This is a genomic window from Streptomyces sp. GL_140, assembly GCF_057834465.1.
This window is the reverse complement of record NZ_CM174404.1, coordinates 4,182,999-4,209,413: the sequence shown is the minus strand read 5'-3', so window position 1 is coordinate 4,209,413 and position 26,415 is coordinate 4,182,999. Positions and strand designations below refer to the sequence as shown.

At 70.5% G+C, this 26,415-nt stretch carries 28 protein-coding genes and 1 tRNA gene; 7 read left to right on the top strand and 22 right to left on the bottom strand.

Annotated elements, in window-relative coordinates:
* Window positions 1-47: 47 nt before the first annotated feature.
* Window positions 48-1,532 carry a PP2C family protein-serine/threonine phosphatase gene (locus AC3IYJ_RS19650; RefSeq protein ID WP_489402583.1) on the bottom strand — a complete coding sequence of 495 codons (1,485 nt, stop codon included), beginning with the start codon at window positions 1,530-1,532 and terminating at the stop codon, window positions 48-50.
* 524 nt (window positions 1,533-2,056) lie between these two features.
* Between AC3IYJ_RS19650 and AC3IYJ_RS19645 the strand changes: the two genes are divergently transcribed.
* Window positions 2,057-2,776: a bifunctional DNA primase/polymerase gene (locus tag AC3IYJ_RS19645; protein WP_489402582.1), complete on the top strand. Its 720-nt coding sequence runs from the start codon at window positions 2,057-2,059 to the stop codon at window positions 2,774-2,776.
* 142 nt (window positions 2,777-2,918) lie between these two features.
* A complete protein-coding gene (locus AC3IYJ_RS19640) occupies window positions 2,919-3,551 on the top strand; it encodes a hypothetical protein (protein WP_489402581.1) in 633 nt (210 codons plus the stop codon).
* A gap of 220 nt (window positions 3,552-3,771) precedes the next feature.
* Here AC3IYJ_RS19640 and AC3IYJ_RS19635 read toward each other — a convergent pair whose 3' ends face one another.
* The 3 genes from AC3IYJ_RS19635 to AC3IYJ_RS19625 all read right to left on the bottom strand — a co-directional run bounded on the left by AC3IYJ_RS19635 (window position 3,772) and on the right by AC3IYJ_RS19625 (window position 6,399).
* Complete coding sequence (locus tag AC3IYJ_RS19635) at window positions 3,772-4,746, bottom strand: DUF5926 family protein (RefSeq protein ID WP_489402580.1); 975 nt, start codon at window positions 4,744-4,746, stop codon at window positions 3,772-3,774.
* Window positions 4,747-4,911: 165 nt separating this feature from the next.
* Window positions 4,912-5,427 carry an ATP-binding protein gene (locus tag AC3IYJ_RS19630; RefSeq protein ID WP_489402579.1) on the bottom strand — a complete coding sequence of 172 codons (516 nt, stop codon included), beginning with the start codon at window positions 5,425-5,427 and terminating at the stop codon, window positions 4,912-4,914.
* A 171-nt stretch (window positions 5,428-5,598) separates the two neighbouring features.
* The gene (locus tag AC3IYJ_RS19625; protein WP_489402578.1) at window positions 5,599-6,399 is read right to left on the bottom strand and encodes a glycerophosphodiester phosphodiesterase; all 801 of its coding nucleotides are present in this window, start codon (window positions 6,397-6,399) and stop codon (window positions 5,599-5,601) included.
* A 234-nt stretch (window positions 6,400-6,633) separates the two neighbouring features.
* Between AC3IYJ_RS19625 and AC3IYJ_RS19620 the strand changes: the two genes are divergently transcribed.
* The 5 genes from AC3IYJ_RS19620 to AC3IYJ_RS19600 all read left to right on the top strand — a co-directional run bounded on the left by AC3IYJ_RS19620 (window position 6,634) and on the right by AC3IYJ_RS19600 (window position 11,082).
* A complete protein-coding gene (locus AC3IYJ_RS19620) occupies window positions 6,634-8,196 on the top strand; it encodes a S1C family serine protease (RefSeq protein ID WP_489402577.1) in 1,563 nt (520 codons plus the stop codon).
* 96 nt (window positions 8,197-8,292) lie between these two features.
* The gene (locus tag AC3IYJ_RS19615; protein ID WP_489402576.1) at window positions 8,293-9,198 is read left to right on the top strand and encodes a LysR family transcriptional regulator; all 906 of its coding nucleotides are present in this window, start codon (window positions 8,293-8,295) and stop codon (window positions 9,196-9,198) included.
* Between the two features lie 100 nt (window positions 9,199-9,298).
* Window positions 9,299-9,853 (top strand): cysteine dioxygenase family protein, encoded by a 555-nt coding sequence (locus AC3IYJ_RS19610; protein WP_489402575.1) that lies wholly within the window; start codon window positions 9,299-9,301, stop codon window positions 9,851-9,853.
* Window positions 9,853-10,911 (top strand): YeiH family protein, encoded by a 1,059-nt coding sequence (locus AC3IYJ_RS19605; protein ID WP_489402574.1) that lies wholly within the window; start codon window positions 9,853-9,855, stop codon window positions 10,909-10,911. The genes AC3IYJ_RS19610 and AC3IYJ_RS19605 overlap by 1 nt, the downstream gene beginning before the upstream one ends.
* An 86-nt stretch (window positions 10,912-10,997) precedes the next feature.
* A tRNA-Ser gene (locus tag AC3IYJ_RS19600) sits at window positions 10,998-11,082 on the top strand.
* Window positions 11,083-11,227: 145 nt separating this feature from the next.
* Here AC3IYJ_RS19600 and AC3IYJ_RS19595 read toward each other — a convergent pair.
* The 18 genes from AC3IYJ_RS19595 to AC3IYJ_RS19510 all read right to left on the bottom strand — a co-directional run bounded on the left by AC3IYJ_RS19595 (window position 11,228) and on the right by AC3IYJ_RS19510 (window position 26,019).
* A complete protein-coding gene (locus AC3IYJ_RS19595; protein WP_489402861.1) occupies window positions 11,228-12,613 on the bottom strand; it encodes a tyrosine-type recombinase/integrase in 1,386 nt (461 codons plus the stop codon).
* Between the two features lie 85 nt (window positions 12,614-12,698).
* Window positions 12,699-13,925 carry an IS110 family RNA-guided transposase gene (locus AC3IYJ_RS19590; RefSeq protein ID WP_489402573.1) on the bottom strand — a complete coding sequence of 409 codons (1,227 nt, stop codon included), beginning with the start codon at window positions 13,923-13,925 and terminating at the stop codon, window positions 12,699-12,701.
* A gap of 247 nt (window positions 13,926-14,172) precedes the next feature.
* A complete protein-coding gene (locus AC3IYJ_RS19585; RefSeq protein ID WP_489402572.1) occupies window positions 14,173-14,361 on the bottom strand; it encodes a helix-turn-helix transcriptional regulator in 189 nt (62 codons plus the stop codon).
* 308 nt (window positions 14,362-14,669) lie between these two features.
* The gene (locus AC3IYJ_RS19580) at window positions 14,670-16,211 is read right to left on the bottom strand and encodes a YfjI family protein (RefSeq protein ID WP_489402571.1); all 1,542 of its coding nucleotides are present in this window, start codon (window positions 16,209-16,211) and stop codon (window positions 14,670-14,672) included.
* A 349-nt stretch (window positions 16,212-16,560) separates the two neighbouring features.
* Window positions 16,561-17,448, bottom strand: coding sequence for a bifunctional DNA primase/polymerase (locus AC3IYJ_RS19575; protein WP_489402570.1), 888 nt, complete (start codon window positions 17,446-17,448; stop codon window positions 16,561-16,563).
* Window positions 17,445-18,179: a DNA methylase gene (locus tag AC3IYJ_RS19570; protein ID WP_489402569.1), complete on the bottom strand. Its 735-nt coding sequence runs from the start codon at window positions 18,177-18,179 to the stop codon at window positions 17,445-17,447. The genes AC3IYJ_RS19575 and AC3IYJ_RS19570 overlap by 4 nt, the downstream gene beginning before the upstream one ends.
* Before the next feature lie 97 nt (window positions 18,180-18,276).
* Window positions 18,277-18,432, bottom strand: a complete 156-nt coding sequence (locus tag AC3IYJ_RS19565) for a hypothetical protein (protein ID WP_489402568.1) — start codon at window positions 18,430-18,432, stop codon at window positions 18,277-18,279.
* 12 nt (window positions 18,433-18,444) lie between these two features.
* Window positions 18,445-18,780, bottom strand: coding sequence for a hypothetical protein (locus AC3IYJ_RS19560; RefSeq protein ID WP_489402567.1), 336 nt, complete (start codon window positions 18,778-18,780; stop codon window positions 18,445-18,447).
* 131 nt (window positions 18,781-18,911) lie between these two features.
* Window positions 18,912-19,370 (bottom strand): DUF6197 family protein, encoded by a 459-nt coding sequence (locus tag AC3IYJ_RS19555; protein ID WP_489402566.1) that lies wholly within the window; start codon window positions 19,368-19,370, stop codon window positions 18,912-18,914.
* On the bottom strand, window positions 19,367-21,541 hold the full coding sequence (locus AC3IYJ_RS19550) for a type IV secretory system conjugative DNA transfer family protein (RefSeq protein WP_489402565.1): 2,175 nt from the start codon (window positions 21,539-21,541) through the stop codon (window positions 19,367-19,369). Before AC3IYJ_RS19550 ends, AC3IYJ_RS19555 begins: the two co-directional genes overlap by 4 nt.
* A 13-nt stretch (window positions 21,542-21,554) precedes the next feature.
* On the bottom strand, window positions 21,555-21,947 hold the full coding sequence (locus AC3IYJ_RS19545; protein WP_489402564.1) for a hypothetical protein: 393 nt from the start codon (window positions 21,945-21,947) through the stop codon (window positions 21,555-21,557).
* A gap of 11 nt (window positions 21,948-21,958) precedes the next feature.
* Window positions 21,959-22,432 carry a hypothetical protein gene (locus AC3IYJ_RS19540; RefSeq protein WP_489402563.1) on the bottom strand — a complete coding sequence of 158 codons (474 nt, stop codon included), beginning with the start codon at window positions 22,430-22,432 and terminating at the stop codon, window positions 21,959-21,961.
* A 712-nt stretch (window positions 22,433-23,144) separates the two neighbouring features.
* Complete coding sequence (locus AC3IYJ_RS19535; RefSeq protein WP_244291186.1) at window positions 23,145-23,360, bottom strand: hypothetical protein; 216 nt, start codon at window positions 23,358-23,360, stop codon at window positions 23,145-23,147.
* A gap of 1 nt (window position 23,361) precedes the next feature.
* Window positions 23,362-23,982 carry a hypothetical protein gene (locus AC3IYJ_RS19530; protein ID WP_489402562.1) on the bottom strand — a complete coding sequence of 207 codons (621 nt, stop codon included), beginning with the start codon at window positions 23,980-23,982 and terminating at the stop codon, window positions 23,362-23,364.
* A 69-nt stretch (window positions 23,983-24,051) separates the two neighbouring features.
* A complete protein-coding gene (locus AC3IYJ_RS19525; RefSeq protein WP_489402561.1) occupies window positions 24,052-24,414 on the bottom strand; it encodes an RRQRL motif-containing zinc-binding protein in 363 nt (120 codons plus the stop codon).
* Complete coding sequence (locus AC3IYJ_RS19520; RefSeq protein ID WP_489402560.1) at window positions 24,411-25,421, bottom strand: DUF2637 domain-containing protein; 1,011 nt, start codon at window positions 25,419-25,421, stop codon at window positions 24,411-24,413. The genes AC3IYJ_RS19525 and AC3IYJ_RS19520 overlap by 4 nt, the downstream gene beginning before the upstream one ends.
* Window positions 25,418-25,753, bottom strand: coding sequence for a hypothetical protein (locus AC3IYJ_RS19515; RefSeq protein ID WP_489402559.1), 336 nt, complete (start codon window positions 25,751-25,753; stop codon window positions 25,418-25,420). The genes AC3IYJ_RS19520 and AC3IYJ_RS19515 overlap by 4 nt, the downstream gene beginning before the upstream one ends.
* Window positions 25,750-26,019: a DUF6284 family protein gene (locus AC3IYJ_RS19510; protein ID WP_489402558.1), complete on the bottom strand. Its 270-nt coding sequence runs from the start codon at window positions 26,017-26,019 to the stop codon at window positions 25,750-25,752. The genes AC3IYJ_RS19515 and AC3IYJ_RS19510 overlap by 4 nt, the downstream gene beginning before the upstream one ends.
* Window positions 26,020-26,415 lie beyond the last annotated feature (396 nt).

Sequence of the window (26,415 nt, the reverse complement as noted above, 5' to 3'; positions counted from 1 at the left end):
GCCATCGTATGTGTGAGCGGAAGGTGACCGGCGATCCCTGTGACAAATCAGTCGAACCGGGCCGCGAGCAGCACGATGTCCTCGTCCGCGCCGGCGGGCGGAGCACCGTCGGACGGGCCTCCCTCCGGCAGTACCGTCCGCAGGATGTGGTCGCAGATGGCGGCCGGGTCCTCACGGGCGCTACGGGGGATTCCCGCGGCAGCGGCGTGCAGCCGCGCGTACGCGCGGTCCATCGGGTCGCCGGTCCGCCGCAGCAGACCGTCGGTGTAAAGAAGCACCGTTTCTCCGGGCGCGGGCTCGATCTCCACGCTCGGCGCCTCCCAGCAGGACAGCATCCCCAGCGGAGCGGAGAGCGTGGTCTCCACGTACTCCGTGCGCCGTTCGCCGATCAGCAGCGGCGGGGTGTGCCCCGCCCCGGCCAGGATGATCTTCCGCCCCTGGCCGCCCGAGGGGGAGGTCCCGGCGGGCTCGCAGTAGGCGAAGAGCGCGGTGGCCGAGCGTGCGGGCTCGGTCAGGCGCAGCAGCAGCTCCAGGTCGGAGAGGACCGCGACGGGATCCTCGCCCTCCATGACGGCGTACGCTCGGAGCGAGGCCCGCAGCCGTCCCATCGCGGCGATGGCGCTCGGGCCGGAGCCGGTGACCGAGCCGACGGCCAGCCCGAGGGCGCCTTCGGGCAGCGGCAGGGCGTCGTACCAGTCGCCTCCGCCGCGCGGGCCGGTGTGGTGCCGGGCGGCGAGCTGGACCCCGGAGACGCGGGGCAGCCTGCTGGGCAGGAGCTCCTCGGAGACGGTGGCCAGGTCGGAGCGGGAGCGCTCCACCTCCAGCATCCGGGCCAGGTGCTCGCAGGCGTGTCGTACGTACAGCCCGACCAGGTCGCGCTGGCGGTCGCTGGGCTCGGCCTGTTCGTCGTAGAGCCAGACGGCCGCACCGAGCCGGCCGGTGGCCTCGGCGGTCAGCGGCAGCGTGTAGCTGGCCGCGTAGCCGAGGCGGGCGGCGACCTCGCGGTGGCGGGGGTCGACGGGGGTGGCGTACGCGCCGGAGCCGGGGACGGAGGTCACGCCCGGTTCGGGGAGCACCTCGGAGCCCCCGTGGGCGTCGGGCAGCCCGTCGAGGATGCGGCCGTACGAGGTGGCACTGCGCGGCACCGTCTCGATGTGCCCGAGGTCGGCGCGGCCGAGGCCGAGGCCGATCGTGGTGGTGGGGCCGAGGCCGTCGGACGGCTCCAGGGCGATCAGGCCGCGGCGGGCGCCGACCAGGGCGGCTCCGGCGCGCAGGAACTCCTGGAGGGAGGAGCCGAGGTCACGGGCGCGGGCGAGCCGCTCGGTGAGTTCGTGGAGGGTCGTGAGGTCCGAGACCATGCCCGCCAGGCGGTCCTGGATCACCGAGCTCGCGGCGGGACCCTGCGCCGTAGCGTGGGCCGTGCGAGCGGGCGTGGACGTGGTGGTGGACATCGGTGTGGGCGCCACAGTGTGCGGGGACGCTGTAACTGCTGGATCGATTCCAGCCACTTTCGGCAAATGCGGGGCGCTCATGGCGTCCGCCTTTCCAGCTGGTGCGATTCGCCATTTAGCATCGCAAACCCCCAGATCATGCTGCGCCGCCTTCTATGAATCCACATCTACACGCAGACGAGGAGCGATGTCCAGCATTGCCCCTGTGGGAATCCTGGTGTCCGTGGGACGGCAACTCACTGTCCGGTCGGGGCTAGAACTTGGCCGGAAAATGGGGGAAGCGGATGGTTTTTGCGGTCGACTGGGCGGGTCCGCAGGCCGGTCCGGGTACGTAATCGATGGCGCGCGGGGACAGTTGGCGCAGCCCGGCACCCGTCGGGAACCGCCTGGCACGGACCGTCGTCCCCATCGACGACAGCCGTTCCGGTGCCGGCGCGGGTCGTGTTCCGCCCCGGTCGGACGTTTCATGGACCCGTAAGAAAACTGCACGAACCGTGTGAACCTGCTTCTGGCGGACAGTGACGCGAAACGTGTACGTGTGGTGAAACACCGCTTACATGGTGTGATGTGGCCCCTCGGCGTTCAACGGAAAGGAACGAGCGCTCATGCGCGAGATCCTCGGAAGGCGTCTCCAGCGGCTCCGCAATCGGCTGCAATCCCTGCGCCCCGCCCCGCCGCAGGGCGATGCGGCGGCCCACCTCGACGCGGCGCTCGACTGCGCCGTCACCTGGCAGTGGCCCGTACTGCCCGGAGTCGGGCGCTCCGGCGCCGACCTCACGCGGTGCGCCTGCCCCGACCCCGACTGCGTCGTACCCGGCGCGCATCCCTTCGATCCCGGGCTGCTCGCGGCCACCACCGACCCCCGGATGGTCGCCTGGTGGTGGGCCAACCGGCCCGGCGCCTCGGTCCTGCTGGCCACCGGCGGGTCCGCGCCCTGTGCGGTGAGCCTGCCGGCCGCCGCAGCGGCGCGTGCCGTCGTACGGCTCGACGCGCAGGGCATGCGGCTCGGGCCGATCGTGGCCACGCCCACGAGGTGGTCGCTGCTCGTGGCGCCGTACTCGCTGGAGCGGCTCGGCGAGCTGCTCTACGCGAAGGACCACGTGCCCTCCTCGCTGCGATTCCACGGTGAGGGCGGCTACTTGCTGCTGCCGCCCTCCGCCGCGACCGGCGGCGGCCACGTGCGGTGGGAGCGCGAGCCGGGCGGCGCCGTCGGCTCCGGCGCGGTGGCCCGGGAACTGTGGCTTCCGGAGGTGGAGGCGGTCGTGGACGCGCTGGTCGAGGCGAGCAGCGGGGCCTCCGGCGGCGGCAGCCGGCTCGCGTACTGACGCGGGCACGCCCGGCCCGGCGGCCCTAACGGGTGTGCGTGGCGCCCGTGGATCACTCGTACGGGTGCCAGCGTGACGAGTTTCCAAGGGAATTGGGCGCGGGGATCTCCGCGCCCCATTCCCGCATCGCTATCTTCGGCGAATGAATCTCCGCCTGATCGGTATCGGCGCCGGTGTGTTGATCATCTTGTCGCTTCCACTCGCGGGAGCGATCGCCGGGCCGGATTTCGCCGGTCAGAGTGACGGAAAAGGCGGAGGGCTGCTCTCCACCTTCGGCCTCGGCGGCTCTCCCGATTCCGGCGGTGGTTCCGATTCCGGCCGGCCCCGTACGCACGTACCCGCGGCCACGTCCGGAGCCGCGTCGGCAGCCGCATCCGCAGCGGCTTCGGCGGCGGCGCCCGCCCGGCCGGGACCGGCCGAACAGCCTCGTACGGACGCGCACTGCGGACCCGAACTCTCCGCTCCCCAGGGCGTGGAGGCCCAGACCTGCGTGCTCACCGGTGAGGGGCGGACCTGGGGGCGCAGCTACTACCGGAACACCAGCGGTCGCCCGCTGGACGCGGTGCTCACGGTGATGGGGCCCGCCGGGCGGACGGTGCAGATTCGCTGCGCGGTCGGTGCGGGTGACGAGCCGGGATTGTGCGAGACGCCGAAAGATCCCTCGGCCGGAACGGCGGATGCCTACTCGGCCGTGGCGGAATTTGCAGTTCCGGATGCGGAAGGGACGCTGCTTCTGCGGTCCGGGAGCAACTCGCCGGTCCTGGGTGATCGTTGAACATCACCGGAAAATCAAGGGCCCGGTCGCTGGCGACGGGGGATGCACCAGCGACCGGGCTACAAGAACGGTAACAAGAGATCGCCTGTTCGCAAATTCGATCTCTGATATTCAGACACCGATTTGCAGGCGATTAGCGGGAGTTGTGACTCGGGTCACCGGTTGCCGAGGACCCGTCACACTCCGGCGCCGGGGCCCGCAGACGGGCCCCGGCAGCCGATCAGCTGAGCGTCACCTGGCGGTTGGTGAGACCCCCGCGGGCGCGGCGCTCCTCCGTGGTCAGCGGCGCGTCCGTGGCCAGCGCCGCGGCCAGCCGCTCCGCGAGCTCGGCGGCCGGCTTCTCCACGTCGTCGGCCGAGACGCCGGTGGGCAGATCCCAGACGGGGACCATCAGCCCGTGCGCGCGGAAGGAGCCGACGAGCTTGGTGCCTTCGCCGAGCGAGGACGTGCCCGCCGCGTGCAGTCGCGCGAGCGCGTCGAGCAGCTTCTCCTCCGGCTGTGGCATGACCCAGCGCAGGTGGTTCTTGTCCGGGGTCTCGCACCAGTAGGCGGAGTCCACGCCGGCCAGCTTGACGGTCGGGATGGCGGCCGCGTTGGCGCGCTCCAGGGAGGCGGCGATCTCGGGCGAGGCGTTCTGGGCGCTCTCCGCCTCCGGAATCCAGAATTCGAAGCCGCTGTGGACAACCGGCTCGAAAACGCCGTCGGCGGCCAGGAGACCCTGAAGTCGCGGACCCTCGGCGGGAACCCGGCGGGCCGCGACGACGGTGCCCGGCTCGGCGGCGATCGCGCGCTCCAGGGTGTCGGCCATGTCCCGGGAGAGGTCGCCGGAGGTCGAGTCGTTCTGCAGGCCGAGCAGGATGGAGCCGTCCTCGCGCCGCAGTGCCGGAGAGGCCAGCGGGAGTACGGTCACCAGCGTGACGGAGGGGACGCCCTCGGGCAGGCCGCCCTTGAGGGTGAGCGGGATGGTGGCGGCGGGGACGAGCTCGCGCAGTGCCACCCAGTCGCATTCGCCGGGCAGGCCCTCGAAGGGGCGGGCCACGTGCTCGGTGACGGCGTGCGCGGCGGCCGCGCCGTGACAGGCCTTGTAACGGCGCCCGGATCCGCAGGGGCAGGGCTCGCGGGCGCCCACCACCGGGATCTCCCCGTTGTTGAGCTGCGGCTTTGCGGTCTTCGCGGCGGGGCGCTTCTTGGCCATCGTGGGTGTCTCCCGGTTGCGGCGGTACGGCGTCGGTCTGGGCGCGAGCCTAGCCGTTCGTACCGCCGGAACCGGTGGGGTGCGGCCGGGAGCACGGTCGGCGTGCGCTCCCGGACGGCCGCCATCTGCCTTCTCGGAGACCGGAAATGAGAGATCAGGGAGAGATCAGGAATCCAGATCGTCGAAGGCCGTACAGAAGTCGATCGCCGGGGGCGCGACGCGCGTAGCGAAATCCTCGTGCCGGGCCCCACAGGCAACAGTCACCCATACGGTGACTTCGCCTGCCGCTCCATCCCGGACACCCCAGTCCTGGGCCAGGGCGCTGATGATGTTCAGCCCCCGCCCGCCTCGCGCGGTGACCGAAGGCGTGGCCGGGATCGGGCGGGTGGGCCCGCCTCCGTCCGTGACCTCGACCGTCAGCCGCCCCGCCTTGTCGACGCACCACGACGCGCGTATCTCGCCCTCTCCGATCTCCCGCGCGCCCAGCGGTCTGCCGTGTCGGCAGGCATTGCTGAGCAGTTCGGAAAGGATCAGAACTGCGTCGTCCACGACCGATTCGGACACCCCATTGACGCGCAATTGTTCGCGCATCCGGTGTCTCGCTTCGCCCACGCCCGCAGGACCATGGCGTATGTCCATGCACGACGACGTGGGCACTTCCTGTGCCACCACCAACGCCACCCCCGGAACCTCCTTAGCCCCACGCATGGTCTGGATGCCCCAATGGCCTGGACCGGAAACCGCCGAAGCGGAGGCCTCTGGCGCATTCGTCATGACCGAATGCGGAGCGGATGCGCCGGTGCACACCCCGTTACGAACGGGTCGCGTGAGGCGGGTGTGCAAAAGGGGACGTCAGCGCCCTAGTTGTGACAGAACCTGTCGGGGTCTGTTCGTGATGATCGCTTCCACACCCAAATCAGCGCAGAGCTGAACGTCTTCTGGATCATTTACCGTCCACACGTGTACGGGGTGACCCGTGGCCTGAAGCTTGCGGATGAAGCCCGGGTGGTTGCGCACGATCCGCATCCCAGGACCCGCGATCCGCACCCCGGCCGGCAGCCGCCCGTCCCGCATCCGGGGCGAGATGAACTGCATCAGGTACACGGTCGGGATGGTCGGTGCGGACGCCCTCATCCGGTGCAGGGAGCGCGCGGAGAAGCTCATCACCCGGACCGGGTGCGGGCCCTCGGCGGGCGGGGCGTCCAGGCCGAAGCGCTTGAGGAGGAAGAGCAGGCGCTCCTCCACCTGTCCGGCCCAGCGCGTCGGGTGCTTCGTCTCGATCGCCAGCTGCACCGGCCGTCCGGCGTCCGCGACCAGCTCCAGCAGTCGCTCCAGGGTGAGCACGGAGGTGCGCTCGGGGTCGGCGTCCCAGTCGGGGGACTCCTCGCGGTCCTTCCACGAGCCGAAATCGAGGGCGGCGAGATCGGCGAGCTCCAGGGCGGAGACGGCGCCCCGCCCGTTGGAAGTGCGGTTGACCCGGCGGTCGTGGACGAGGACCAGATGGCCGTCGGCGGTGAGCCGGACATCGCATTCGAGGGCGTCGGCCCCGTCCTCGATGGCCTTTCGGTAGGCGGCCAGGGTGTGCTCGGGGGCATCCTCCGAGGCGCCGCGGTGGGCGACGACCTGGATGGGGCGCGGCGTTGCGTGGGTCACGGGGCCATGGTGCCACCGGAGGGGGTCCCGATGTCGGGGGAGCTTGATGGGTGCATCTGCGGATGCGCCCGAAATGTCGGAGATAAAGGATGGGGGAGACTCACAGGTCCGGCTTACAGTGCTCTGACGGGTCATGGGAAAGGCTTTGCCCAGGAACTTGTACGGCACGTCGAACGTTCAGCCGGACCGATATCGCCAGATTTTTGAAGCCGTGTGTGACGAGGAGAGAGCGCTGTGAACACCGAGAACGAGGGCACCGCGGCCCCGACACCCCCCGCGGCCCCGCCCGTACCCCCGGTGGCCGCTCCCGCCCCCGAGGCGCCTGCCACCCCGGCCGCTCCCGCGCCCGTAGACGCACGGCTGGCGGTGCCCGCGGCCGCGGAGCCGGTGACCCAGCAGCTGCCGCCGGCGCCGGCTCCCGGCGCCGAGCCGACCCAGCAGCTCCCCCAGACTTCGTCCCCGGCCCCGGCCGCGCCCCCCGAGGCTCCCGCGTACGCGCAGGCTCCGGTCTACGCCGAGGCGCCCGCTTCGGCTCCCGCACCGCAGGCACAGCAGGCCCACGGCGCCGAGGGCTGGCCTCCCCCGCCGCCCGCGGCCCCCGCGTACACGACCGACGGCGGCCAGGGCGGTGGCGCCTGGGGCGTTCCGCCGATCGCGGACGGAGCTCCGCAGCCCAAGCCGAAGGGCAAGGGCGGCATGATCGCCGGCGTTCTCGTGGCGGCGCTCCTCGCGGGCGGCGTCGGCGGTGGCGTCGGCTACTGGGCGGCCGACCGGAGCTCCAAGGGTTCCGGCTCGACCACGGTCAGCGCCGGAAACACCCCCAAGGACCTCAAGCGCGAGGCCGGCTCCGTCGCGGGCCTGGCCGCCGGCGCGCTGCCCAGCGTGGTCACCATCGAGGCCTCGGCCGGAGACGGCGAGGGCGGCACCGGTACCGGGTTCGTCTACGACCAGCAGGGCCACATCCTGACCAACAACCACGTGGTGGCCTCCGCGGCCAACGGTGGCAAGCTCACCGCGACGTTCTCGGACGGCAAGAAGTACGAGGCCGAGGTCGTCGGCCGGGCGCAGGGCTACGACGTGGCGGTCATCAAGCTCAAGACCCCGCCCTCCGGCCTCAAGCCGCTCCCCCTCGGCGACTCGGACAAGGTCGCCGTCGGCGACTCGACCATCGCGATCGGCGCCCCCTTCGGCCTGTCCAACACGGTCACGACCGGCATCGTCAGTGCCAAGAACCGCCCGGTCGCCTCCGGTGACGGCTCCGGCGGCAAGAATTCGTACATGAGCGCCCTCCAGACGGACGCCTCGATCAACCCGGGCAACTCCGGCGGCCCGCTGCTCGACGGCCGCGGCGCGGTCATCGGCATCAACTCCGCGATCCAGTCGGCGGGCAACGGCGGCTTCGGCGGAGGCCAGGCCGGCTCCATCGGCCTCGGGTTCGCCATCCCGATCAACCAGGCGAAGAATGTGGCCGAGTCGCTGATCAAGACGGGCAAGCCGGTCTACCCGGTGATCTCGGTCTCCGTGGACCTCGCGGCCAAGACCGAGGGCGCCAAGATCTCGGAGAGCGGCGCGTCCGCCAACGAGCTCGTCGACCCGAACGGCCCGGCCGGCAAGGCCGGCCTCAAGCCCGGCGACATCATCACTCAGCTGGGGGATAAGACGATCGACAGCGGCCCGACCCTGATCAGCGAGATCTGGACGTACAAGCCGGGCGACACGGTGAAGCTCACCTACCTGCGCGGCGGCAAGCCGACCACCGTGGACATCACCTTCGGCTCGCGGGTGGGCGACAAGTAGCAGGCACCGGGCCACGGGCCCAACTGGCTTGATGGGGAGGGGCCGCAGACGGGATTCCGCCTGCGGCCCCTCCCAACATCCGCTTATGCTTCAAGGGTGTTCGATTCGCGGCACATACGGACGTTTCACGAAGTAGTGGCCTCCGGGTCCTACTCGGCCGCCGCGCGCGTCCTGGGGTACACCCAGCCCGCGATCACCCAGCAGATGAAGGCGCTCGAACGCGCCGCCGGCACCCCGCTGTTCACCCGCGTCGGGCGCCGGATGCAGCTCACCGAGGCCGGGGAATCCATGGCACGGCACGCCGAGTCCATCCTCGGCAGTCTCTCCGCCGCCGAGGCCCAGCTGAAGGCCTACGCCCGGCTGCGGACCGGCCGCGTCCGGCTCTGCGGATTCCCCAGTGCCAACGTCACCATCGTCCCGGAAGCCCTGAGCGGTCTGGCCAAGGACCACCCGGGCATCCAGGTCGAGCTGCTGGAGGGCGAGCCCCCGGACTCCCTGCGCAGGCTGGAGCGCGGCGAGTGCGACATCACTTTGGCCTTCACCTATCCCGGGCTGCACGAGGAGATCCCGGAGGCGGTCGCCGAGGTCAGGCTGCTGGAGGACCAGCTGACGGTGCTGCTGCCGACCGGGCATCCGCTGGCCCGGCGGCGGGCCGTGCACCTGGCGGACCTCGCCGAGGAACGGTGGATCGCGGGCTGCCCGCGCTGCCGGGCGAACCTGCTGCACGAATGCGCGGAGCTGGGCTTCGTCCCCGACATCCGCTTCGCCACCGACGACAACCTGGTGGTGCAGAGCCTGGTCACCCAGGGGCTGGGCGTCGCCATGATGCCCGCGCTGGTGCTCCCCTCGCTCTCCCTGGCCAAGGTGTGCGGACGCCCCCTGGAACCGGCCGCCCGCCGCCACATCTCCGCCCACGTGTACCGCGACCATCTGCGGATTCCCGCGACGGCAGCGGTACTGGACGCCTTGAGGCAGGCTGCGTCGAACCGGATCGGCTGCTGACCGAACCGGGGGAGGCCGCCGACAACCCATAAGCGGGGCTTGGGAATTCGGCTCAGAACTGTCGTTGGACGTGATGGGTGGGCTCGTCGACGCTGCGCACATGACCGCCACCACGCCGGCCCGCACGACCGTGAGGATGGCCGCCCTCGTCGATGAGATCCGTACGGTCGTCGAACGGGGTCTGGCCCCCGATCTGACCGCCTACCTGGTCGGTGAGCGGCTCGCTCCCCACCTGGGGACGCCCGGCCTGCTCGCCGCCGACCAGTGCGAGGGTCATCCCGACCGCTACCGGCAGCACGTCCTGCACGCGGAGCCGGACGGCAGCTTCTCGGTTGTTGCCCTGGTGTGGCTGCCGGGTCAGGAGACCGCCATCCACGACCACGTCTCGTGGTGCGTGGCCGGCGTGCACCAAGGCGAGGAGAGCGAGCTCCGCTATCGCCTGGCCCCGGCCACCACCACCTCCGGAGCCCACCTGGTGCCGACGGAACACGTGGTCAACGGCCCCGGGGACGTCTGCGGGTTCGCTCCGCCCGGTGACATCCACAAGGTTCGCAACTCCTGTCGCACAAAGGCGATTTCCCTCCACGTCTACGGGGCCGACGTCGTTCGCCTGGGCAGCAGTGTCCGCCGCGTCTACACCCTCCCGGCCGACTGATGGCCCTGCTGAACCGCCCGCAGAGCAAGCCTGGTTCGTCGACCCCTGGCAATGTTTCACGTGAAACATCCTCGCCGTGGCCCGGATTGGGGCTGGCGGCGGCCGGAGTCCTGGTGGCCTGGTCCCTGCACAGACTTGCTCCGTGGGTCCCGATGCTGACGGCGGCGGTGGTGCTCGGCATCACCGCCGCACACCTTCCGGGCCTACGGGGCTTCGTACGGGGCTCCGCGCGCCCGGGCCTCTCCCTGGCCGTGAAGCGGCTGATGCGGATCGGCATCGTCCTGCTGGGCCTGGCGCTGGGCCTGGACCAGGTGCTCCGGCTGGGCTGGGCCACGGTGGCGATGGTGGGCGCCGTGGTGGCGGCGACCTTCTTCGGTACCCTCTGGCTCGGCCGCAGGCTCGGCCTCCCGGGCGACCAGCCCCTGCTGATCGCCACCGGATACTCGATCTGCGGTGCCTCGGCCATCGGCGCCGTCAGCGAGGTTTCCGGCAGCGACGAGGAGGACGTGGCCTCCTCGGTCGCCCTGGTCACCCTCTGCGGGACCCTGGCCATTGCGGTACTTCCCCTGCTCCACTCCCCGTTGGGGCTCTCCGATCCGGAGTTCGGCCGCTGGGTGGGTGCCAGCGTCCATGACGTCGGCCAGGTGGTGGCGACGGCCCAGACCGCGGGCCCGGAGGCGCTCGGCGAAGCCGTGCTGGTCAAGCTGATGCGGGTGGCGATGCTGGCCCCGCTGGTGGCGGCGGTGGCCTTCTCGGCGCGTGCCCGCAAGCGTGGGGTGCGCACCTCCTCGGGCCGTCGGCCGGCGCCGGTACCGCTGTTCGTGGCCGGGTTCCTCGCGGCGGCCGCGCTCCGTGCCACGGGGGCCCTGCCGGAGGTGGCGCTGGAATGGGCGCACACCGCGCAGGAACTGCTGCTGGCATCGGCCCTGTTCGGGCTCGGCTCCGCGGTCAACCTCCCGGCCCTCTCCCGTACCGGAGGCCGCGCGGCCCTTCTGGGCCTGGCTTCCTGGCTGGTGGTGGCGGGGGTCTCCTACGGAGGTGTCCTCCTCACCTCGTAGCCCTGGAGTGCCCGGGACCCGGGCCGCCCGACTGCGGAAATCCGCAGCGCCGCCAACCCCCACCGCCCGGTACTCTGTACCCGCCAGGTGGGTTGCCCGAGCGGCCTAAGGGAACGGTCTTGAAAACCGTCGTGGCGCGAGTCACCGTGGGTTCAAATCCCACACCCACCGCTTGCAGGTCAGAGAAGTAGCAGGTCAGAGGGCGGGTACCCGATTCGGGTGCCCGCCCTCTCTGCTCACCCTGTCTCACCTTGGACCGCCCGTATCCCGCTGTTGACCAGCGCGTATGGGCCATGTGTGGGCCAAACCCGGGGGCTTACCCGCCGCTGAGACCCTTCTCGATGAGCTCGTTCGCTCGGGACTGCTGGCCCTTCAGGATCTTGGCGTAGAAGCGGAAGAGCACCGTGAGGCTGTGCCCGGCTCGTTGCGCGACCTCCATCGGGTCCACGCCGGAGTTGATCCACAGGGACACCCCCGCGTGCCGGAGCGAGTACGGCACGTCTGCGAGTGGCGTCTTGGCCTCTTCCGCCGGCAGGGCTTTGTGTCGCGCCGCGTCCCAGAGGTTGCAGTACTCCGTAGAGCGGACCCGTCCCCCCTGCGCGGCCCGGAAGAGGCGACCGTCGTCGGCGACCCCGTACTTCTCCTTGTGGTCCCGGAGCATCGAGGTCAGGACGGGCGGGATGGGTACGGACCTGGTTGCTGTCCGGGCCCGCCGCTTCAGTCCGCGCTGCTCGAACGACTGCCCGTCGTCGGTCCACCCCGAACCGACCTCGGGTCGGCTTCCCGCGAGGACCAGCTCTCCCCACCCGGTTGCGGGCAAGGTGCAGTCAGCAGCGCGCAGGGCAGCGATCTCTGAAGGGCGCATGGCCGCGTAGTACAGGCAGCCGAAGAAGGCGGCCATGTGGTCCCCCCGGCCGCCGGACTGCCTTACGGCGTCGATCAGAGCCGCAGCCTGGTCGGGGTTGGGTACGTACCGGAAGTCGACTTCGTCGTCCTTGTCGGGCGCGGTCCAGTCGAGACGGCCGAGGGGGTTCGCGGGGAGGGTGCCGCGCTCCACGGCGTAGCGCAGAGCGTTGCTCATGACCATGCGCTTCCGGTTCACCGTGTTGTCGGCCGCGGGCTTCCCATTGAGCTTCTTGGACAGGGCATCAAGGGCCCCACGTAGGCGTTCGGACCGCGCAACCTCGGTCATCTTGACTGTGCTCGATGCGACCCAGGCGAGGGCGGCTGCGATGTCCTCCGGCGGCGTCTCGACCTCGTGACGCAGACGAAGAGGTCCGTCGTCTGCCTGTACCGCGCGGAACGCCCACCCGTACAGGGCTTTCCGCAAGACGGCGGAGTCGGGAGCGCCGCGTGAGCTGGAAACGAACGCCGGTGTCACGGTGGCGAACGTCTCGGCGATGCTCGCACGGTGCTTGGCCGCGGCCTTCGGCCACTTCATCAGCACGTAGGCCGTGGCGTGCTCGTACCACGTAGGCGTACTCAGGGCTTCGAACTCCGAGGCTGGCAGGCCGGTCTGCTCGTCGAACTGTTCCCGGTTCCGCAGCGCGGCGAGCAGCTCGGAACGGCGACCGTCAGCCTGCACCTTGAGCTTGAAGCTTCGGGAGTGCGGTCGCTCACCTGCTCGCCACCGAAGCTCGAACGGCTTGGGGCGCCCCTTCCGCTCCCGGATGGACCAGATATCAACGTCGTAGGTCAGCAATTTCTCTCCAATTGGAGAGAGGGCCCACCGAAGGGTGGGCCCTCTCTCTGGACGGGGCAGGTCAGACATCCCATGACGTTTCGTGTCAAGCGGGATGGGGGTGGGCGTGGTGTGACCAGGCGGTCGCTTCGTCGTAGAGGGTGCGGGTCTTGAGGCAGCCGTGGAGGATGCCTACGAGGCGGTTGCCGACCTGACGCAGGGCCGGGTTGTAGCCGGCTTCGCGGGCTCGTTGTTTGTCGTAGTAGCGGCGGGCGCCGGGGGATCCGCGCAGGGCGGAGAACGCCTGGAGCTGGAGTGCGGCGCCGAGGCGGTTGTTGCGGACGTAGCGGGCCTGGACGGTGTGGGTCTTGCCGGAGGCCCGGGTGATCGGGCTGGTCCCGGCGTAGTTCTTGCGGGCTTTCGCGGAGGTGTAGCGGGTGGGGTCGTCTCCGAACTCGGCGAGCACCCGGGCGCCGGTGATCTCCGCGATGCCGGGCATCGAGAGGTAGATCTCAGCGTCCGGGTGGGCGAGAAAATGTGCCTTCACCTGCCCCTCCAGCTCGGCTATCTGTTCGTTCAGGCTGATCAGTAGGCGTGCGTGGGCGCTCGCGGCGGACGCGTAAGCGGCGGTGACTGCTTCGGGCAGGCCCAGGTGTTCCTCGCGCAGCGCGGTCTGGATCGTGGCCGCTTTCTGCGGCCGGTGGTGCCGGCGGGCCCGGGCGAGCGGGGCGGTGATCTGGGTGCGGGTCAGCTTCGCCGCCGCCGCGGGGGTGGGTGCCTTGATGAGGAGTTCGAGCGCGTCCGTGCTGGTCAACTCCAGGTCGGCGTATGCGTTCAGGGCCGCGGGGAAGTATTCACGCAGGGTGTTGCGCAGTCGTTGGAAGGTCCGCGTGCGTTCCCAGATCAGGGTCTGGTGGGCGCGGGCGACGACCTTGACGGCCTGGGCCCGCTCGCTGTCGCCGGCCACCGGCCGCAGCTGGTCCCGGTCGATGCGGACCATGTCCGCCAGCGCGTGCGCGTCACCCTTGTCGCTCTTGGCTCCGGAGGAGGCATACCGCTCCTTGAACCGGTTGACCTGCCGGGGGTTGATCGCGAAGACCTGGTAGCCGGAAGCGATCAGGGCCTGGACCCACGGCCCGCGGTCGGTCTCGATCCCGACCACCACCCCGGCGGGGTCCACATCCGCGCCACCGTGCTTGGCGATGAGCGCGTGCAGTTTCGCGATGCCCTCCACCCCTTCGGGCAGGTTCACGGCGGCCAGTTTGCGGCCCGTCTCGTCCTGGACCTCGACATCGTGGTGGTCTTCGGCCCAGTCGTCGCCTATCAGCAGCAACAGTTCTCTCCCGCTCGTTTCCGTTCGTCTCGTCGTACAGGCAGCCTGCGGAAGGCACGGCACGCGGCCTAATGGATCCAGTGCTCACGCCCCACTGCTCGGCGGGCACGCCATCCCATCAGCGGTCTTGGCCTCCCGGCCGACCAGCAGGGGCACGGTCTGACCACAGAGCTCAAGGGCTCCGGCAGCGAAAGTGCTCACCTGCTGGCGGCTACGACATCAAGTCTCTACGACCCGATACGTCCCATTAGGCGGCGACTTCCTCGCACTCGGACAGCCAGGCGTCCAGATCCGCGCGGCGAACACGTAGCTGGCCGTTAGGCAGCTTGATGAGCCGCGGGCCTTGTCCACGGGCACGCATCCGGTAGAAGGCGGCTCGGCTCATGCCGATCTCGGTGAGGACTTCGGCGAGCTTGAGCATCTGCGGGCGGGGCATCGGGCTCCTTCAGCTCGGTCCGGGGCGCGAAAACCCCGGAAAGTACTGACAGAACTGACAGAACCTCGCCGTGTGGCCCCTGAGCTGCGGTTTTGGCCGGTTTGGGCCGCGTGACAAAACCTCAAAAAACTCTGACAGAACCTCGAAAACCTCGGTTCTGTCAGACCGGACGGCTCGCACGCGGCGAGGTTTTTGGAGTTCTGTCAGAGTTTCCGGAGGTTTTGTCACAGCTCCGAAAGTGTTCGTTTCCGCAGGTCAGGGGGCTGGTCGGGAGGTTCTGTCAGTTCTGTCAGAGGTTTCGGGGGTTTTCAGGCGGCGGGGGTGAGGCGGGGATGGGTCTCATACCGGGGCGAAGGCGGCCGACCTCCGCGTGTCGTGCGGGGTGGTGGGGGCTGCTGCCGGACCCAGCCGTGTTCCTCCAGGAGGTCCAGGGCGGGATCGAGATCGCCCATGGCGGGGAACTCGCTGCGTGGCATCGCACGGAAGAGATCGCGCTTGGTGAACGCGGCCGTGCGGCTCTCGGTCAGATGGGTCAGGACGGTGTGGGCGGCCTCCTGCGCAGGGTCGGCCTTCATGGCGTTGAAGACGTCGAGGGCGTGGGCGGTGAAGTAATCCCCGAGGCGGGTGGCGGCGGCCATGGTCTCGACGGCGATGGGCCGCGTCCAGGCGTCTTGGGGGTGGGTGGCGAGGTGGAGGAGGCCCGCGATACGGGCGACGGCGCCGTCGCGCTTGCTGGCCCAGTTCACGATCGGAGCCAGGGTCCCGTCCTTGCGGAGGCGGGCTTCGGTGACGCGCTGGTAGGCCAGGAGGACGGCGTCGGCCTCCGGGGTGAGGGTGAGCGTGGCCGTTTCGGTCCAGGCCGCGAGGGTCAGTGCCAGCCCTCCGAGGGTTGTGGCGTAGGTGCTGGCGGTGTCGGGGCTCAGGAGTGCGGGGGTGAGGTTGCGGTAGCCGACGAGGGATTCGGGCTTGGAGTAGAGGAAGCGTGCGAGCAGGCCGCGGCCGTCGGCGCCCTTGATCTGTCCAATGGAGTCCAGGACATCGGGCTGGACGGCGAGGCCCATGGTGATGGCGGGGTTCTCGATGTACTGGGGGTCCCGGGCCTGGCGGTTGACGCGGGCCATGTCGCCGGCGTGGCCCTTGAGGAAGATCCCCATGTTGGGGACTCCGGAGTACCGTCCGGCGATGATCTCGAAGATCTCGCCTTCGGGGGACAGGATCGAGATCCGTCCGTCCTGCTGGGCGAGGAGGCTGGTCAGGCTTTCGGCGGTGATGTCGTCGGCGACGAGCTGGGGCTCGGCCGGGACGACGGCCCGCTCGGCGGCCTCGGCCAGCGAGATGGCCTGGGCGGTGAGGCCTGCCAGCTTCTCGGGATCGGCGTTGGCGGCCATCTTCTCGGCCCTCTCCGCCGCGGCCTTCGCGATTCGGGCGGATGCTGCAGCTTCAGCCCGTTGGGGTGCGGTGAGGTCGATGAGGGCCTGCTCGGCGGCGAGGAGGGGTTTGGTCATGAGCCCGAACACGGCGCTCTTGCGGTTGCCGGGCGGCAGGGCGACGGCGGTGTAGAGGTTGACGGGTTCGCTCCACTGGCCGCGCACGGTCACGGTGACTCGTCCGCCGGCGGCGGTGCCGATGACGGCCAGTGCGAGGCACCCGGCGAGGTCGGCCGGTGTCTGCGTCTCCTCGGCGACGCCGGCGGTCATGGCGGCGAGCCAGTCGGGCAGAGCGTCCACGGGGAAGGCGGGGAGTGGGCCGCGGGGGTTGAGGGGTACGGGTTCGTCCCATCCGGGTCCGGCGATGTCCTCCGGGGTCATCTCGTCGAACTCGGGCCACAGCTCGGGGTCGTGCGTGGTCATGCGGCGGCGTCCCTTCGCTGGGTGAGACGGGGGCAGATGGTGCGGTGCTGTTCGTGATCGGCGATGAGCGCGAGGGCGCGTGCGCGGCCTGCGGTGAAGATGTCCCGGCCGCACGAGCACCATGAGCGGACACTCGGGCTGGCGCCGTAGGAGGGCGGGGCGACGATGTGGAGCCAGGCCACCGGCCGGCGCCCGTTGTCGGCGTGCGGGTCACGGCGAACAGATGAAGGGACGCCTTCGGCGACGACCCTCGGCGCGCTACGGCCGTCCCGGGCTGGGGCCGGTTTGGCGGGGCTGGTCCCGGTCGGGGCCGGGGGCAGGCCTTCCAAGGGGAGCGGAAGTTGGGCGCTCATGCCGTCTGCCGGGTGCGGACCGTGCGGGCGGAGCTGTCGAGGGCGGAGCGGATCGTGGAGCGGCACTCGGCCACGGTCAGTCCGCGCTCCTCCCCCGCCGTTTGGAAGGCCTCCTCGGCCTCGTCGCGGGTCAGGTCGCCCCATGCGACGAAGCGCCCCACCTTGAAGGCGCTGCGGTTGAGCGTGTTGTTCGCCTGATGCGCGGGTGCCTGGCGGACGGCCTCGCACTCGGCGTGCAGCGCCGCGCGAGCCGCACTGCCGCCGCGGACCGCTCCCGGCATCCGCAGAGGCACCGGGCGGGGTACCGGAGGCTGTAGCAGCGACAGGAGCCAAGCAGGCAGTTCAACGACCGGGGACGGGTCGGTGACTTCGTAGGTTCCGGCCGCGGTGGTGCTGCCGGGGGCGACGACGTATCCGCCGTGGGCGCGGGTGTCGATGAGCGGGGCCAGCTTGCCCGCCGTGTTCCCCAGGCGGGCGTGGTCGGGGACGGTGAAGTACAGGTGGGTGCCGCCGGAGGGCGTCCGCACGGTGCGGGTGGCCGGGACGGGCTGGCCGGCGCGCTCGCAGAGCGCCAACCAGTTGTCCGCGCCGCCAGGCGCGTCCTGACTGCTGTCGGGCTTGGGCATGTCGAGATCAACCACGACCAGCCCGGCCGGGCCGGTGGCCAGGCCGATGTTGTACGGCTTGTGGCTCCAGCACCGCTCGATGATGGTCGGGTTGGTGGTGGAACGCTGCTCCCACTTCAGGTGGCCGCCCGCGCAGGCATCGGTGCCGGGGCACCGGTCCTGGCGGTGCAGAGCAGGGATCTTCGAGCCGGGGCGGAGCGGGAACACCGGCCAGCCCCGCCCGGCCGCAGCCCGTGCCGCGCGCAGGAGCTGACTCATGAGGCCACCGCCAAGGTGAGGCGCTTGGCGAGGAAGGCGCGACCGAGCCACTCGGAGTAGGCGGGCGGGATGGCCTCGGTCAGCTCTTCGTGGACGTCGGTCCAGTCGATCCCCATGGCCTGCTGCATCTCGGGGACGGTGGCCTTGCCGCCGCCCTTGCCGTAGGCGGCGACGTACGGGCCGGCGTGGTACTTGCCGTGGCGCCAGCCACGCACTCGGCCGCGGTGCTTCAGGTGCTGGGGCTGGATGGCGGTCCAGCCGCCGAGTTCGAAGTTCCGGTGGCGCAGGACTCCGAGGCCGAACATCTCCCCGCACAGCGTGATGTCCTTGCGGACGTCCGCCTGGCCGTCGGGCTGCTCGATCACATAGGGCAGGCCGGATGCGTCCAGGAGCTTCCGGGTGGGGGCGACGAGATCCACGTGGGTGCCGCCCCAGCCGCGGGACTTGTTGGTGCCCACGGTCAGCGCGCACCGCTTCTGGCAGGGCGGGGAGGCGTGGACGGCGGTGTAGCGGCGGATCGCGCCCGAGGCGATGAGTTGGGCGAGGACGGTGAGGGCGTCGCCCTGGATGAAGGTGAAGGGGTAGTTCGGGCGGGGGCGGATGTCGACGCCGGTGACGGCGAATCCGGCCCGGTCGTAGCCCCTGCCCGCGCCGCCGGCGCAGGAGTACAGGTCCAGCAGTAAGGGCCGGGGGCCGGTGTGGTCTCGCCGGATGTGGGTGGGTTGGGTCATGCTGGGTTCCTCCACAGGTCTGTTGATGGGTTGTGGATGAGGGCGGCCCCGCTTCATTGGCGTGAGAGGGGGCCGCCTTCGTTGTGTCTGTCGGGGCTCAGGTGCGGATCTGCCTGCGGACCTCGGCGACGAGGCGGAGGATTTCGTGCGCCATGTCGGCGATGGCCTGGAGCTGCTCCTCGATCTCCTCCGGGCCGGTGAAGGAGAAGGAGGGTTCGCGGTCGGGTCTGGGGTTGGTGAAGGAGAACGACACGGAAGGTTCCTGTCAGAGGGCGGCGGAGAAGACGGCGAGGACCAGAGCGGCGGCGCCGCCGATGACGAGGGTCGCGACGGCGGAGGCCCACAGGGGGCGGCCCATGTCCGCGGTGTTGCGGAGGTCGGCGAGGGTGTCGCTGAGGCGGGCGTGCAGGGTGGCGAGCGGGCCCAGGGAGGCGTACCAGCGGCCGAGGCGGTCTATCTCGCCGGCGTGCTCCCCGTCGGGGAAGTGACCGCCGTGCAGGGCCTGGCGGTGGCCTTCGGCCTCGGCGGTGAGGTCGTCGAGGTGAAAGGCCGTCGGGGACGTGGTCAGGCAGACGGAGCAGCGGTACCGGTAGCGGCGCACGGGGGTTGGTCTCCTGGTGGTCGGAGTTGAGGCGGGGCAGGACAGTGCGGCGCCCCGCCCGGAAAGGTCTCCGAGCGGGGCGCGGGGGCTGGGCTGAGATGGGTGCCGGCAGGCCTGCTGGATGCCGCCGGTCAGATGTTCATGTGGTGGGCGCGCTGGATGGCGGCCTCCCACACGCTGCGTACCTGTGCTCCGGTGTGGGAGTCGTTCCAGGTGGGGATCGCCTCCCACTGCTTGCCGTGCTGTTTGCGGGCTTCGTCCAGGAGGAGGTTGCCCGCGTCGCGGTAGGCGTTGTTGCGGGTGCCGGCCGCGGCGCGCAGGGCTCCGATGGAGCAGCGGGCGCCTTCGGGGTGGATGAGCCTGCCCTTGGCCCAGCCGTGGGTGTCGAGGAAGGTGAGGGCGTCGGTGAGGGTCTTCTCGACGGCGCCGGTCAGGCGTACCGGCGGGGCGGCCAGGATGAAGGAGACCGGGGCCGGAGCGGTGGGGGCCGCCGGGGCGACGGGTTCCGGCGCGGGGTCGAGGAGTCCGAACGCCTTCGCGTACAGGTCGGGGTCGATGTGGGTGAAGTCGGTGTCGGTGCGGGTGTTCATGCTGCTGACCTCCACAGTCCGTTTTCGTTGGTGACTTCGTCCCGCTTCTTCAGTTCGGTCAGGCGGGGCTTGATGTGGTTCACGGGCGTGCCCAGCTTTCGGGCGATGGTCTCCACGGTCATGGGCATGTTCCCGTTCCGAAGGAGTGCGAGGATGCGCGGCTTGATCGGCTCCTGCCCTTCTGTGCCCGCAGGGCTTGCGGGGCCGGTGGAGCCCTGTTGGGGCCGCTGCTGGGGCTGTGCGGTCGGTCCCTGCTGTGCCCTAAGCAGGAGGTCGGTGAGACTGCCGACGAGGTTCTTGCCGCGCTGGTCGACGAGCGGGGTCTGGGCGATCGCCTCGCGGTGACGCCAGGCTTCGCAGTCCTCGACGGCGACGGGCTGCAGGCCGGCGGCGAGGGCGACGGGCGCCACGTCCAGGTGCAGGGAGCGGAACTGGACGGCCTGGCTTCCGGGGGTGAGGAGGTACCCGAGGCCGAAGGTGCCGTCCTCCGGCTTGGCGGCCGCTGTGGTGTCCAGGCCGCTCATGTCCCGGACGGCGACCTTCTGGGCCTGGCCGGGCCAGGAGTCGGGGATCATCGACAGGTCGATGCCCTCCGCGCCCTGGACCGCGTTCGCTCCGACCAGAGAACCCTGGCCCTTGGCACAGCGCAGGAACACCGCGCCGCCGCCGATCAGGAGCTGGGAGCGAATGATCGAGGAGTTCCCGAGGTCTTCGGCCAGCGGGGTCTGGGTGGCCAGGACCACGCCGATGCCCCGCTTCAGCGCGCGGCGGGTGAGCTGCTCGACGATCGCCTTGGCCTCCGCGTGGTACGGCGAGGAGACCGACAGCAGCATGTGCGCTTCGTCGATGATGAACGTGATCAGCGGGTCGGTGAAGGGGAAGGCCGGGGAGCGGTAGCGGGCTTCGCGGTCGAGCATCATCGCGTAGGCCAGGCGCAGGGCGCCCATCGCTTCGTCCAGGCCGTCGCCGCAGTACGCGGTCAGACTGGCTCCGGCGATGGTGCCGGCCTGCGGGGAGGCCAGGATCACCGCGATGCGGGACTTGAGGGCGGAGAGCAGGATCTGCTCCAGGACTCCGGACTTTCCGGAGCGGGAGCCGCCGACGAGGTAGAGGTGACGGGCGCCGGAGCCGGGCTGCGCGAGGGGGACGAGGGCGGCTTTGGCGTCGATGTAGGTGCCCAGGCGGACGTATCCGCGCGAGTCCATGGCCAGTTCGTCCACCACGTCGGAGAGCATCGTGCCGTGCATCAGCGCGTGCTCCTGCATCACGCGCACCCCCATCTGCGAGGGCCTGTCGGTCGGGGCCAGAGCGACCTGGATCGTCTCCAGGTTCAGGTTCCCCGCGAGGTCCTGGATGTTGACGGTCCCGATTGCCTTGCGGTCGCGGGTGGCGATGCCCTCCCAGCCGAGCGGCCCGTCGTAGCGGGTGAGGGTCAGGGTGGTGCCGGGCATCGCGCCGTCCGGGATCGCGACGTATGCGGCCCACACCTGCTCGGGCGTCGTGGGGGCGCCGGTGGCGATCTCCGGCTGCGCCGCCGCCTTCGTGAGGTGGATGAGGACGGGCAGTGCGTTGGGGGCGTAGTGCTTGGGGTCGCCCATCTCCACCTGGGAGGTGGGAATCCCGTAGACGGAGGCGATGTCGGCCGCCTTCACGCGGACCTGCTGGCCCTGGGGCAGTGTGATGACCCCGGTGAAGGCGACGTGGTCGTCCTCGACGTCGAGGCTGAGCTGTGCGAGCTCGGCGCCGGCCTGGATGAGCTTGCGGCCCTCGGTCTGGGTGGGGCCGGAGATGAACTCCTTCCAGTAGGCGGTGATGATCTGCGCCTGCGAGCTCTGTCCCGCCGCCGTGGTGGTCGTGGCGGGGAGTGCGGGGAGCTGGTCGGCGGTGTTGCGGTGGTGGGCCAGTGCGGCTGCCCCGGCCGGGACGGCGAGCCCGAGGGCGAACAGCGGGTTCATGCCCGCGGCGAGGACTTGGTGGGCGGCGATGCCGCAGCCGGTGCCGGTGATCCCGCAGGCGATCAGGGAGCGCAGGGCGGGAGCGGAGGTGTTGATGGCCCAGGCTCCCGCTCCGGCCGCTGCGGCGGCGAGGGCGGACCAGGGGCCGGCGGCGGCTGCTGCCACCGCGAGGGCGGCGGGCGCGTACTGGATGAACTGTGCTCGGGTCGGCCCCATGGTCCGGCTCTCCTTACGGCTGGGTGTAGAAGACGGCTTCGGCCATGTCGACGGGGGAGGTGTCCACGGCGTCTGCGATGCCGCCGTGGTCGGACTCGACGGTGGTCTTCGCGTCGTCGGCGGCCGTGGCCGCGCTGTCCGCCGCGGAGTTGTACTCGCCGGCCGCTTCCTTGGCGCCGGTCATGGTCAGGGCGGCGTCCGCGAACTCGGCGGTGGTCGCGTCGTCGACGGCGAGGGCCTTCATCGTTTCGGAGGCGTCCTGCATCTGTTCCGCGGTCTCGTCGACGTCGGCGGCGAGCTTGGTGACGGTCTCGCCGTGTTCGTGGACCTTGTGGGTGAGCCAGGCGAGCTTGGTACGCAGCACCGCGTAGTTCGCGGCGTCCTTGAGGGATTCGGTGACAGACATGCGTTCCTCTCCTAAATGCGGGCGTTGTAGAAGTCGCACTCGGCGGGCTTGGTCAGCGGGGAGTCGGCCACCGCGCGGAAGATGCCGCCGTGGCGGACCTCGGCGTTCTGCGACGCGGTCCGGCAGGCCTCCTCGCCGCCCTGGATCTGGTCGTGGAACTTCTTGGCGGCGGCGGCCTGCAGCTCCAGCTGCTCCTTGAGGTACTCGCACTTGCCGATGAGGTTCTCGCCGACGCCCTTCTCCGTGATCTCGGCGATCAGCACGTCGCAGTCCGCCGCGAGCTCTGTGGACTCGTCCACGAGCTGCAGGGCGGACTCCGCGCTGGACTGGCACAGGGTGGCCGCGCCTTCGGCGAGGTCGATGACCTGGGTGAGGTTGATGACCTCGCCGCTGCTGTAGGTGCGGGACTTCCCCGCGGCCGTGGTGACGTGGACGCCGTTGGTGTCGACGGTCGCGGTGTGCGGAACGGGCGGGTTGGGCTGCATCGCGGGGTCCTTCCGGATGTGGTCGGGGAGCGTGACGGCCGGAGGTGGCGGGACCGTGCCGGGCGGCGGGATCGTCGGACCCGGCGCAGCAGTAGGGGCCGCGGCCGGCGGCGGGGGCGGGGGCGCCGTGGGCTTTGCCGGTGCCGGGGGCACGGTCGCCTCCGGCGGCGGCGTGGTGGCCGAGGTGGGCTTCGGCGGCGGCGCTGAAGCCGTCGGGGGCGTGGTGGGCTTCGGCGGAATCGTGGCCCCCGACAGGGGCCCGGAGGATCCCGAAGGAGCCGTACCGGAGGACGAACCGGAAGGAGCATGTTTCGGTTTCTTCAGGTAGGCGGAGCGCCACCCGTCACGCAGTCCACCGGCCCAGTGGGCGCCCGCGAGGAGCCCGTAATGCGTTTTTGCAGCCGCATTGTAGGAAGCGTTTCGGAAGGTGTCCGGCGCTTTCGTCGGCTCCCATTTGGATTTCGACTTCGGTGGGGGTTTCTTGATTCCCGCCTTCTCGTATTTGTCGTGCGTGTTGTCGACGCCCACGAGGTACGTGATGGCGAGGAGTATGAGGAGTTCCACGAGCCTCCCTCAGTGACGCTGTGTAGCTGTGAGCGGTTACCGGTTACCGGTTACAGCCCCTGCGGACGCCGGTTCGGGGCCCCTGGGTCGGGGTCGAAGCGGTGTCTGGGGCCTGTAACCGGTAACCGGTAACCGTGCGGCTGGTCGCCTAGCGTGAGGTGCCGACGTTGCTGACCGTGGTGTTCGCGGTGTTGAAGACCGATTCGAGCGTGCCTCGGATCTCGTCGCTGAACGGCGTGTACGGCAGGAAGATCCCGGAGACGATCAGCATCACGCAGATCGCCATCTGCTTTCCCTTGGTCTTCTTGAAGGTGAAGAACAGGGCCCAGCAGAACAGCGCGAGAGCGAAGAACTGGAGCGTCATTTCATGCACCCTTCTCGAAGGTGAATCCCTTGTTGTTCGCGGAGACAGCAGCGCTGGAACCGGAGGAGCTGGCGGGCGTGGAAAGCTTCTTGTAGGCGAAGAGGCCACCGCCGCCGACGAGGGCGACCCACAGCCAGGGGCTGGAGGTGATGTCGCCGCCGGACCCGGAGGTGGTCTCCTGCTTCTTCGGGGGCGGACCACCGAGGGTCGGGGCGGCGCACGAGGCGATCCTGGAGACGTCGTAGGAGGAGGCCTTGGCCACCGCCGCCGCCCGGATCTTCATGCACTCCAGGTAGACGGTCATCTCGCGCTCGTAGAGCGTCTTGGCCGCGGCTTCCTCGGTCTGCGCCCGCTGCTTGTCGGCCTCGACCTCGACCAGGGCGTTCGCGGCCTTCTCCTGAGCGCGCGCACGGTCCTGGGCGGCCTGGTCGCTCTGCATGCTGGTGACGGCCACGACCGTTCCGCACACCGCGAGGACGGCGATCGTGCCGCACACGGCGAGCGCGGCGGTGTTGCGGCGGACCCCGCCGAGCTTGACGGAGAACTTGGACGACGTGCTGGGCTTCTCAGCGGTTTCGGGGTTCATGCGGGTGAACTCCTCGTCCCAGTCGATTGCGGACACGGTGGTTCCTCCTTCCAGTCCTGTGTGGGTGCGGTCGGCGAAGCCCGCCCCCGGTAGGCCGGGGACGGTTCAGGCGGCGTGCTGTTCATCGGGGTAGGCGCACGGGACGCACATGCCGAGCGAGGCCGGGATCACGTACCCGGCATCGTGGCGGCAGGTGGGGCAGGTCCGGCGGGCTGCGTTGGCCTTGGCCAGAGCGGCGGCCTTGGCCGGGGTCATCGGGCGGACCGGGCGGGCCAGCTCTATGCGGTAGAGGAAGGCGACCAGCGGGCCGCGCCGGTAGCGGGGCCGCTCCACCTGGGCCACGACGTCCTGCCCGCCGGGGCGGAGGCCGGCGGCCCGCAACTGCCTGCGGGTGGCCAGACCATCAGGAGCCAGGCGCCAGGAGTAGACGGGCAGGGTCCCGGCCGCACTGAGCGGGGCCGACGTCACGACGTGGCCCCTTCAAGGGTCTGAACGGTGGCGCCGTTCGCGTCGCGCAGTTCCTGGTAGCGGCCGGAGGCCCAACCGACGGACCATCCAGTCAGCTCAGCAGCCACCCGCACGGGCAGTCCCGCGTCGAACGCGGCCCGGACCGTGGCAAGAGCCTGGCCTTCCTTCAGCTTCTCGTCCGGGGCTCCGGCGGCGAGGAGGGCGGCACGTTCACGCTCGACCCGCTCCTGTTCACGGAGCTGTTCACCGCGTTCACGCTCGGCCCGGTCCCGGGCCTCCGCCTCGCGCTTCTGCGCGGCCTTGCGTTCAAGCTGTTCACGCTCGATCCGCTGCTGTTCACGCTCGTGTTCACGACGTTCACGGGCCTCGCGCTCCACCCGCTCGGCGGCTTCGGCCTGCGCCAGGCTCTCGCGGCGGATCTGGTCCTGCCGGTCGGCTTCCTCGCGGACCAACCGGGCTTCGTGTTCACGCTGTTCACGAGCGATCGCGGCTTCGTGCTCGCGCTGTTCGCGCGCGGCCCTCAGCCGGTTCTCCTCCCGCTCTGCCGCCGCCCGGTCCCGGGCTTCCTGCTCGGCGCGCTTGCGGGCTTCCACCGCGAGGACGGCGGCGGTGAGAGCCCGCCGGTAGGCGAGCCCTGCCTCCGCGGTGACGATGAGGAGGAGGGGGGCGACGGAGTGGACGGCGACCCCGACCATGTCCCCGGCCAGCGCGGATACGCCGATGTTCAGGGCGAGGGTCATGGTGCCGGTCATCCACCGCAGCGCGACGGGCCAGGCGCCGCCGTGACCGCCGAGACGGGCCAGGACGGAGTCGAGGCGGACCACGATGACCACCGCCGCATCCACGACGAGCGGCAGGATCGGTGCCGTCCACCGCCACTCGGCCGGGGTGTGAGCGGCCATCAACGGGGTGACGGTGAGGACGGAGTAGAGCATCGCTCCGCCAACGATCAGCCACGTCCCGAACGAGAGAGCGCGCTCGGATGAACGGATCTGAACGCTGTTCACGATGCGGCCCCCACCCATGAACGCGCCTCGTCGACCGTGGGGATCCTGGTGTAGCCGACCAGCTTCAGGCGTGCGCCGGCGTGGTCGACCTCCGTCTCCAGCCGGTGCGTGCGGCCACCGTTCTGAACATCGTGGCTCACGCTCTCGGGGGCGATCCCGAGAGCTTCGCGCCATGACTCGAAGGCGGCGAGGTCGTCGTGGAAGGCGAGCTCCAGCCGGTCCGGCCAGATCGTGGTCAGCCGTACGCAGGGGGCCGGCAGGTGAGGGAACTCGGCGGCGAACATGCGCAGGACCCTCAGGGGTGCGTCCAGCGAGGCGAGGGTGGCGTTCATGCGGCACCGCCCGGCATGCTCGCCGCGGCGGCCTGGTTGGTCAGCGTCCGCCGTACGGACAGCGCCTTGCGGCGGGCCCGGCGGATCCGTCGCTCGTCCAGCTCGGAGGGCGCACGGTCCAGCACGGCGATCTCCGCGTCGAGCAGGTCGACCTCCGCCAGGATCAGCGGCAACTCGAACTCGATCGCGTCCAGCTCCGCGTCCGACGGCTCCAAGCCATCCGACCACGGGGTAACGATGCTCTGAAGTGCAGCGATGGACTTCATGGGTCTTGCTCCTTCTACAGAGGAATGGGGCCCGAACAGCGGCCCCCGGCGTTCCAGCGCCGGGGGCCGTACATCGTTGGGTGGGCTACTCGAATCCACGAACAGCCACGGCCACCGGCGCCCCTCGTGTGAGAGCAGGCGTCGGCGACTGTGGTCATTGGTGATGGTCGGACTGGCTTCGCACGGCGCCGTTCGCTGCGGGGGCAGTCCGATTCCCCGAAGGTCGTGACAGCCAAATGGCCGTGCGGTTCTTTAGAGCCGATGGCGTGTCCCCCATGAATGGGGTGTGGGGCCCGGGTGTGACGCGGGCCCGTTCTCGGTCGGCTGGTCTCCACTCGCCTCGGCCGGTGAGGTCACGGCCGTCCTACTGCGGTGGATCACTCTGTTGAGTTCTCA

Excerpts from the sequence above, each read along its gene's own strand:
- AC3IYJ_RS19635 (WP_489402580.1), bottom strand. The coding sequence starts at position 4,746 with ATGGCCAAGAAGCGCCCCGCCGCGAAGACCGCAAAGCCGCAGCTCAAC.
- AC3IYJ_RS19515 (WP_489402559.1), bottom strand. The coding sequence starts at position 25,753 with ATGAACGCCACCCTCGCCTCGCTGGACGCACCCCTGAGGGTCCTGCGC.
- AC3IYJ_RS19645 (WP_489402582.1), top strand. The coding sequence starts at position 2,057 with ATGCGCGAGATCCTCGGAAGGCGTCTCCAGCGGCTCCGCAATCGGCTG.
- AC3IYJ_RS19610 (WP_489402575.1), top strand. The coding sequence starts at position 9,299 with ATGACCGCCACCACGCCGGCCCGCACGACCGTGAGGATGGCCGCCCTC.
- AC3IYJ_RS19550 (WP_489402565.1), bottom strand. The coding sequence starts at position 21,541 with ATGGGGCCGACCCGAGCACAGTTCATCCAGTACGCGCCCGCCGCCCTC.
- AC3IYJ_RS19605 (WP_489402574.1), top strand. The coding sequence starts at position 9,853 with ATGGCCCTGCTGAACCGCCCGCAGAGCAAGCCTGGTTCGTCGACCCCT.
- AC3IYJ_RS19570 (WP_489402569.1), bottom strand. The coding sequence starts at position 18,179 with ATGACCCAACCCACCCACATCCGGCGAGACCACACCGGCCCCCGGCCC.
- AC3IYJ_RS19585 (WP_489402572.1), bottom strand. The coding sequence starts at position 14,361 with ATGCCCCGCCCGCAGATGCTCAAGCTCGCCGAAGTCCTCACCGAGATC.
- AC3IYJ_RS19510 (WP_489402558.1), bottom strand. The coding sequence starts at position 26,019 with ATGAAGTCCATCGCTGCACTTCAGAGCATCGTTACCCCGTGGTCGGAT.
- AC3IYJ_RS19650 (WP_489402583.1), bottom strand. The coding sequence starts at position 1,532 with ATGAGCGCCCCGCATTTGCCGAAAGTGGCTGGAATCGATCCAGCAGTT.
- AC3IYJ_RS19555 (WP_489402566.1), bottom strand. The coding sequence starts at position 19,370 with ATGAACACCCGCACCGACACCGACTTCACCCACATCGACCCCGACCTG.
- AC3IYJ_RS19540 (WP_489402563.1), bottom strand. The coding sequence starts at position 22,432 with ATGCAGCCCAACCCGCCCGTTCCGCACACCGCGACCGTCGACACCAAC.
- AC3IYJ_RS19545 (WP_489402564.1), bottom strand. The coding sequence starts at position 21,947 with ATGTCTGTCACCGAATCCCTCAAGGACGCCGCGAACTACGCGGTGCTG.
- AC3IYJ_RS19580 (WP_489402571.1), bottom strand. The coding sequence starts at position 16,211 with ATGACCACGCACGACCCCGAGCTGTGGCCCGAGTTCGACGAGATGACC.
- AC3IYJ_RS19535 (WP_244291186.1), bottom strand. The coding sequence starts at position 23,360 with ATGACGCTCCAGTTCTTCGCTCTCGCGCTGTTCTGCTGGGCCCTGTTC.
- AC3IYJ_RS19640 (WP_489402581.1), top strand. The coding sequence starts at position 2,919 with ATGAATCTCCGCCTGATCGGTATCGGCGCCGGTGTGTTGATCATCTTG.
- AC3IYJ_RS19575 (WP_489402570.1), bottom strand. The coding sequence starts at position 17,448 with ATGAGTCAGCTCCTGCGCGCGGCACGGGCTGCGGCCGGGCGGGGCTGG.